The sequence below is a fragment of the Pontibacterium sp. genome (genome assembly GCF_964228735.1).
Classification (GTDB): Bacteria; Pseudomonadota; Gammaproteobacteria; order Pseudomonadales; family Balneatricaceae; genus Pontibacterium.
Genome location: NZ_CAXRBQ010000114.1, coordinates 45,555 through 51,936, shown reverse-complemented (window position 1 = coordinate 51,936; position 6,382 = coordinate 45,555). Strand labels below are relative to the sequence as shown.

Here is a 6,382-nt window from a genome sequence, read left to right as displayed (position 1 = left end):
GCTGTCCGGCAGCTTTTTCTTTCCACTGGCTCCCAGCTGACTCAACAGCGCCACTTGATTGACCAGATTGCCACGGCCGGTTGAGAGGCGATTACACGCAGTATCGTATGCAGAGCGGGTTCGCTCCAGGTGACGACCGATGTCTTCCATCGCTTCGATGAATCCAACAAACTTGTCGTGCAGTTCGCCGCCTCGCTTGGCAATCTCTCGGGCGTTCTGACTCTGGTGTTCATAACGCCAGATGTTGTGGATCGTGCGTAGCGTCACCAGCAGCGTGGCCGGACTCACCAGCATAATATTGCGCTCAAAGGCATCGTTGAACAGTGCATTATCGTTTTCCAAGGCCAGCATAAAGGCCCCTTCCACCGGTACAAACAGCAGTACAAAGTCGAGGGAACGCACACCTTCCAGCTTCTGATATGCTTTGTCGCTCAGGCCACGCACATGGCCGCGCAGCGACTGCAGATGTTCTCGCAGATAGCGTTGACGCTCCTGCTCATCCTCACTAGAGCAGTAACGTTCGTAGGCAGTCAGCGATACCTTGGCATCAACAATTACATCCTTGTTATCCGGCAAGCGCACAATAACGTCCGGCTGGTAACGTTTGCCTGACTCGGAAAGCGACACCTGCACTTCGTATTCATGCCCAGGGCGCAAACCGGATTCTTGCAACACGCGCTCCAGAATCACCTCACCCCAGTTGCCCTGGGTTTTGCTCTCCCCTTTCAGGGCATTGGTGAGGTTGAGTGCATCCTGGCTCATCTGCTGGTTCAGCTTTTTCAGCTGACCGATCTGCTCATATAGGGAGCGACGATCCTTAGCTTCCTTGTCGTAGACGTCTTCAACACGTTTCTTAAAGTCACCCAGCTGCTGACGTAACGGATTTAAAAGATGACCAAGCCCTTCCTGATTGGCCTGGCTGAATTTGGCAGACTTCTCTTCAAAGATCTTGTTGGCCAGGTTCTGGAATTCGATCTTCAGTTGTTCACGTGCGTCTTCCAGCGCCTTTAGCTTGTCCGCATGAGCCCTGCGCTCCGCATCCAAGCGAGTCTTCAGCTCCGCAAGGGCACTGCTGCGACGGACTAAGTCCTGTTGCCGCTGCTCTGCCAGTTGCGACATTTCCTGCAGGTCATCACGCAAGGCGGCCAGTTGACCAGAACGCTCTTCCAGTCGTGTTTCCAGCTCGGCGTAATCCTGACTGCGCACAACCAGCTCTTCCCGAACCAGCTTCAGCTCTTCATCCAACTGCTGCTTTTGCTGCTGCAGCTGCTCCAATAGCTCCAGACGCTCTTCCAGACGCGCCTGCTGAACGGCCTGTTCCTGGAGATGTTGCTGCTGCGCTACAAGCTCGGCCTTCGCATGCTCTAATGCTTCTTGCCTTGCTTTGAGCTTCTGCCAACAAACAGCCCCAACGAAAAGCGCCCCCGCGGAGGCGCCAATCAGGATACTTACGGAATCCATAGGTGCAGCGAACAACTGGGCCAGCTCCATCGGTTTGGTTTACCAGTAGTAATAGAGGGCGAAGCCGGACGCGACAACCAGCGGCATCATAATAAAGAGGTTTTTCACGTCACCCAACAGGCGCTGCAACAGTACAACGTGAATAACTGGGAAGGAGATGAACAGGCAGCTCAGTGGAATCCACCAGTCCAGTTTGAGCACACCAAACGCCATCGCGAACAGCAAGGTCAGTACTGAGTAGTTACCCGACATGATCACGGCAACCAGACCGTTGCGGCTTTTCGCAAACTCAGGCTTATCTTCGTCCGGCAGCTTGTTGATTGCCCCCGCACTCAGGGCTGCAGACATTGATACCAGGCCAGTTGCCAGAAAGACGTAGAGTAACTTCAGTTCCTCATCCACGAGAGTTTTCTCCAAAAAGCGAATAATTTCAGCCTATTGTACGTAATTTGCAGCGACTCACCCACCCGCCTAAAGCCGAAGCCCAAATATTCCTGCAAATAACCTTATTTCGTTTCTTACAGCGGTGCTGAAATCAGCTCCTGCGCCAACCAATCCCTGAATTGGATCACCTTCAACAGCTCTGCTTTGTAACCCGGACAAAACAGATAGTAGGCAAATCCACTCATCATGCTGAGCCCCAACGGGTTGACCAGCCGGCCTTCATTTATGGACTCCTGCGCCAGGAAGTCAGGCACCAAACCCAGACCCAACTGCTCTTCCGCTGCTTTGATCGCCAAAAAGAAATGGTCAAAACCCGCACCATGACGCGCCGGGGATCCATCTACCCCTAAGGTATGGAGAAACTCATCCCACATCCCTGGGCGGGTAACCTGGGTTAGCAGCCGGTGCTGCAGGATATCAACAGGTTGCTGGACAGGTGTCTCGGCAAGCCGGTCTGGAGAGGCCACCAGCAACAAACGTTCGCTGAGCAAAAGACGGTGATATTGACCGGCACGTTCCGGCCGTAAGCAACGAATTGCGAGGTCCACCTCGGTACCGGAAAAGTTAGGCTTGCCATCACCGGTAATCAGATCCACCTGCAGGTGGGGATGCTGCTGTTCAAACGCGTGAATACGTGAGATCAGCCAACTGCTGGTAAACGAAGGCGTAACACTCAGCAACAGCCGCTCGCGCTGCCGCTTCCCACCCTGTAGTTGTTCTGTGGCCGAATCCAGGGAGTCCAGCGCCGCCGACACAAATGGCAAGTACTGTGCACCCGCTTCAGTTAGCGATATGCCGTTGGGTTTCCGTTCAAACAGACCGACCCCCAGTGCACTCTCCAGCTGTCGGATCTGCTTACTGACCGCCCCCTGGGTCACGCACAACTCATCGGCCGCAGTGGTCACACTCAGATGGCGTGCAGCGGCATCAAACGCTTTAAGGGCATTTAACGGGGGTAGATGACGTCGCATCTCGATTCCTCAAAGTCATTCCAAATGCTCATACCCCTCGATAATAAGTCGTTTGTTGAACGAAGCGAAGCCTTCTTTAATACACACAAAACAACCCAACACAGACTTTGTAGCCTAAACACACCATGTCACACGTATTCCATCGTCACTGCCACACCACACTTCCCACTGCTGTTGGCGGAGAAGGCCCTTACCTCATCGACCAAAACGGCAAAAGATATCTGGACGGCAGCTGCGGCGCCGCAGTTACCAGTCTCGGTTACGGTCATCCACGGGTAGTTAAAGCTGTTCAATCTCAGGTACAAGAGATGAGCTTTGCTCATACCGGATTTTTCACCTCTGAACCGGCCGAGCAATTGGCAGCATTCCTCGCATCGAAAGCACCCGGCGACCTGAATAAAGTGTATTTCACCTCCGGCGGTTCAGAGTCCGTGGAAGCTGCGCTGAAGATGGCGCGTCAGTACTTTCTCGAACGTGGCGAGAGCAAACGCCACCTCTACATTACCCGTCGACAGAGCTACCACGGCAATACCCTGGGTGCACTCGGTATCGGCGGTAACCAGTGGCGGCGCGAACCTTTTGCATCTCTGATGACCGAAGCCCATTACATCGACCCATGTTATGCCTACCGAGGGCAGCAGGATGGTGAAACAGAGTTTGAGTACGGCCAGCGTATGGCCAATCAGCTGGAAGCAAAACTGCAGGAGCTGGGTCCGGAGAATGTCGCTGCGTTTGTGGCTGAACCGGTCGTCGGTGCAACAGCCGGCGCAGTGCCTGCGGTACCGGGCTACCTGAAACGCATCCGTGAGATCTGCGATCAGTATGGCATCCTGCTGATCCTGGATGAGGTGATGTGTGGCATGGGCCGGACCGGTACCCTGTTCGCCTGTGAACAGGACGATGTGGTGCCTGACCTGATCACCATGGCCAAGGGCCTGGGTGCCGGTTACCAGCCGATCGGTGCGATCATGGTGCAGCAGAAGATCTTTGACACCATCTCGGACGGCAGCGGTTTCTTCCAGCACGGCCACACCTACATGGGCCACCCGGTTGCCTGTGCCGCAGCGCTGGCAGTTCAGCACACCATTCAGGATGACAACCTGCTGCAAAACGTTCACCAGATGGGCAATACGCTGAGAAACTCACTGCAGCAGACCTTTGGCGATCACGAAAATATCGGCGATATTCGTGGCCGTGGTTTGTTTATCGGCCTGGAGCTGGTTGCCGATCGCGAGACCAAACAACCGCTGCCGGCAGAAACCGCCATCCATACGATGATCAAGAAGGAAGCGATGGCCAACGGACTGATGTGTTATCCAATGTCCGGTACGATCAACGGCCGTGAAGGGCACCACATACTGCTGGCACCACCATTCATCATCAATGAACATCACGTAGATGAGCTGGTAAGCAAACTAAAACGCTCGGTAGATTCTGCAATTAGCCAGGTATGCTGCACGGCATAAGAGGAAGAGAGGAAAACCACATGGACCAGGACAACACAATGACCCAACCCGTAACGCTGATTGTCGCGCCTAACGGCGCACGCCGCATGCCAACGGATCACCCTCGCCTGCCGATTACACCGGAAACCGCAGCTAGAGAATCACGCGCGGCGGTTGAAGCGGGTGCCGCTGTTGTACACCTGCATGCCCGTGATGCAGAGGGCAAACATACCCTTGATCCGGCGATCAACCGTCAGTTTATGGAAGCGGTACGTGCCGAACTGGGCAGTGACGTTGTTATCCAGCTCACCACCGAAGCCGTTGGCCAGTTTACGCCGGATGAACAGATCCACCTGATCCGCGAGCTGCAGCCGGAAGCAGCCTCCTTTGCTGTCAAAGAGCTGATCCCCACCGACGGCGATGCGGACAAAACACGCGGACGGGAATTTTTCAGTTGGGTGCGGGATAGCGGCATCATCGCTCAGTTCATCCTCTACTCCGCTGATGATGTGCGCCGTTACCACCAGCTCAAAGCAAAAGGCATATTACCCGCCGACAAACACCACCTGCTGTTTGTACTGGGGCGCTACAGCAAAACACTGCAGTCAGAACCGGAAGACCTGCTGCCGATGCTGATGGCGCACAGCGATGACACACCATGGGCGGTATGTGCTTTTGGCGCCAAAGAACACCTCTGCGCAGCCGCTGCAATAGCTCTAGGCGGAGACGTACGTGTGGGATTTGAAAATAACCTGCACGACATGCACGGTAACCTGGCCGAGAGCAACGCCACCCTGATTGCTCAGGCGGCTGATGTTGCCCGATCCATGGGGCGAGCAACCATCAGCGCTGAACAGTTCCGCCTACAGTTCTGAACGGTAAAAACGATCATTACCGGATGCCCGCGAAGATCGGGCATCCCATCTCTTCCTTACATCCACCTCTGGTACGCTTTTCACCGGCACAGTATGATCTCACTCTTAACGAGTAAGGAAATTCGATTGCCGTGCTGATGTTCCGATATCTAAAAAAGCTGGTCGATCGCCATTTTAAGCAGATGAACTGGCAAGCCATTGTGATGATGGTGCTGCTGTATATTCTGCTGGCCTGGCTTCTGCTGTCTGCCGTCAATGAAGACGCACTCACTGGTAGTGACTTCTTCTATTGGTTGCTGGTAACCGCCTCCACGGTGGGCTACGGCGACCTCTCACCTTCAACCCCCGAAGGTAAATTCATTGTTGCCTTCTTTGTTATCCCATTTGGCCTGAGCCTGTTTGCACTGACAGCGGGTAAAGTGGCCGCATTCAGTGCCTATCAGTGGAGAAAAGGAATCATGGGTCTGAAAGATCTGAACCTGCGCGATCACATCCTGGTTATTGGCTGGGACGAACAGCGCACCCCCGACATGCTGCGCCTTCTGCTTCTGGAAGCCGCCCAGAATAAAGGCCGCAAGATCTGCCTCTGTGTGACCGACCTGCCTGAAAACCCAATGCCGGGCGAGATCGAATTTATCCGCGCCAAGGCATTTAACGACGATAAGGATATGGATCGCGCCTGCATCAACGAAGCGTCGACCATTATCATCGACACCGCGCAGGACGACTTTACCCTGACCGCAGGCCTCTACGCCTACGGCCAGAATCACAATGCACACATCATCGCCTTTTTCCGGGATGACTCCCTGGCACGCCTGTTAAAAGAGCACTGCCCAACCATCGAATGCACGCCATCCGTATCCACGGAATTAATGGTGAAAGCCGCGATGGATCCAGGCTCAAGCTGCCTGCACCGCGAACTGCTGAGCGCCGCCGAAGGTATGACCCAATACTCGATCCAGTACCCTGACGGCTTGCCGGAGATGTGTGTACGCGATCTGTACGTGCCCCTGAAAGAGAACTACGGTGCTACACTGATTGCCGTGGACCTGGACTCAGACGGCCGCCCGGAAGTGAATCCATCACTGGAGCAGCGTGTAAAAGCGGGCTGTACGATCTACTACATTGCCGATAACCGAATTAAAACCTTCGACTGGGCTGCACTCGCGTCCCGTTGAAACAACTC

The 6,382-nt window shown here is 54.6% G+C and carries 6 protein-coding genes; 3 read left to right on the top strand and 3 right to left on the bottom strand.

The annotated features are described in order from the left end of the window. The 3 genes from rmuC to ACEQ15_RS13150 form a co-directional block, all read right to left on the bottom strand. The coding region (rmuC, locus tag ACEQ15_RS13160; protein WP_370279646.1) for a DNA recombination protein RmuC at positions 1 to 1,461 on the bottom strand (1,461 nt) is incomplete at its 3' end. A gap of 39 nt (positions 1,462 to 1,500) precedes the next feature. Next, entirely contained in the window at positions 1,501 to 1,863 is a 363-nt protein-coding gene (locus tag ACEQ15_RS13155; RefSeq protein WP_370279645.1) for a hypothetical protein, read from the bottom strand. 116 nt (positions 1,864 to 1,979) lie between these two features. Further along, positions 1,980 to 2,876 carry a LysR substrate-binding domain-containing protein gene (locus tag ACEQ15_RS13150; RefSeq protein ID WP_370279644.1) on the bottom strand — a complete coding sequence of 299 codons (897 nt, stop codon included), beginning with the start codon at positions 2,874 to 2,876 and terminating at the stop codon, positions 1,980 to 1,982. A gap of 125 nt (positions 2,877 to 3,001) precedes the next feature. On the opposite strand from ACEQ15_RS13150, the gene ACEQ15_RS13145 reads away from it, so the two are divergent. From ACEQ15_RS13145 to ACEQ15_RS13135, 3 genes are all read left to right on the top strand, one after another. Further along, entirely contained in the window at positions 3,002 to 4,342 is a 1,341-nt protein-coding gene (locus ACEQ15_RS13145; RefSeq protein WP_370279643.1) for an aspartate aminotransferase family protein, read from the top strand. Positions 4,343 to 4,362: 20 nt separating this feature from the next. Beyond that, positions 4,363 to 5,196 carry a 3-keto-5-aminohexanoate cleavage protein gene (locus tag ACEQ15_RS13140; protein ID WP_370279642.1) on the top strand — a complete coding sequence of 278 codons (834 nt, stop codon included), beginning with the start codon at positions 4,363 to 4,365 and terminating at the stop codon, positions 5,194 to 5,196. 137 nt (positions 5,197 to 5,333) lie between these two features. Next, positions 5,334 to 6,374 carry an ion channel gene (locus tag ACEQ15_RS13135; protein ID WP_370279648.1) on the top strand — a complete coding sequence of 347 codons (1,041 nt, stop codon included), beginning with the start codon at positions 5,334 to 5,336 and terminating at the stop codon, positions 6,372 to 6,374. Positions 6,375 to 6,382: the final 8 nt, after the last annotated feature.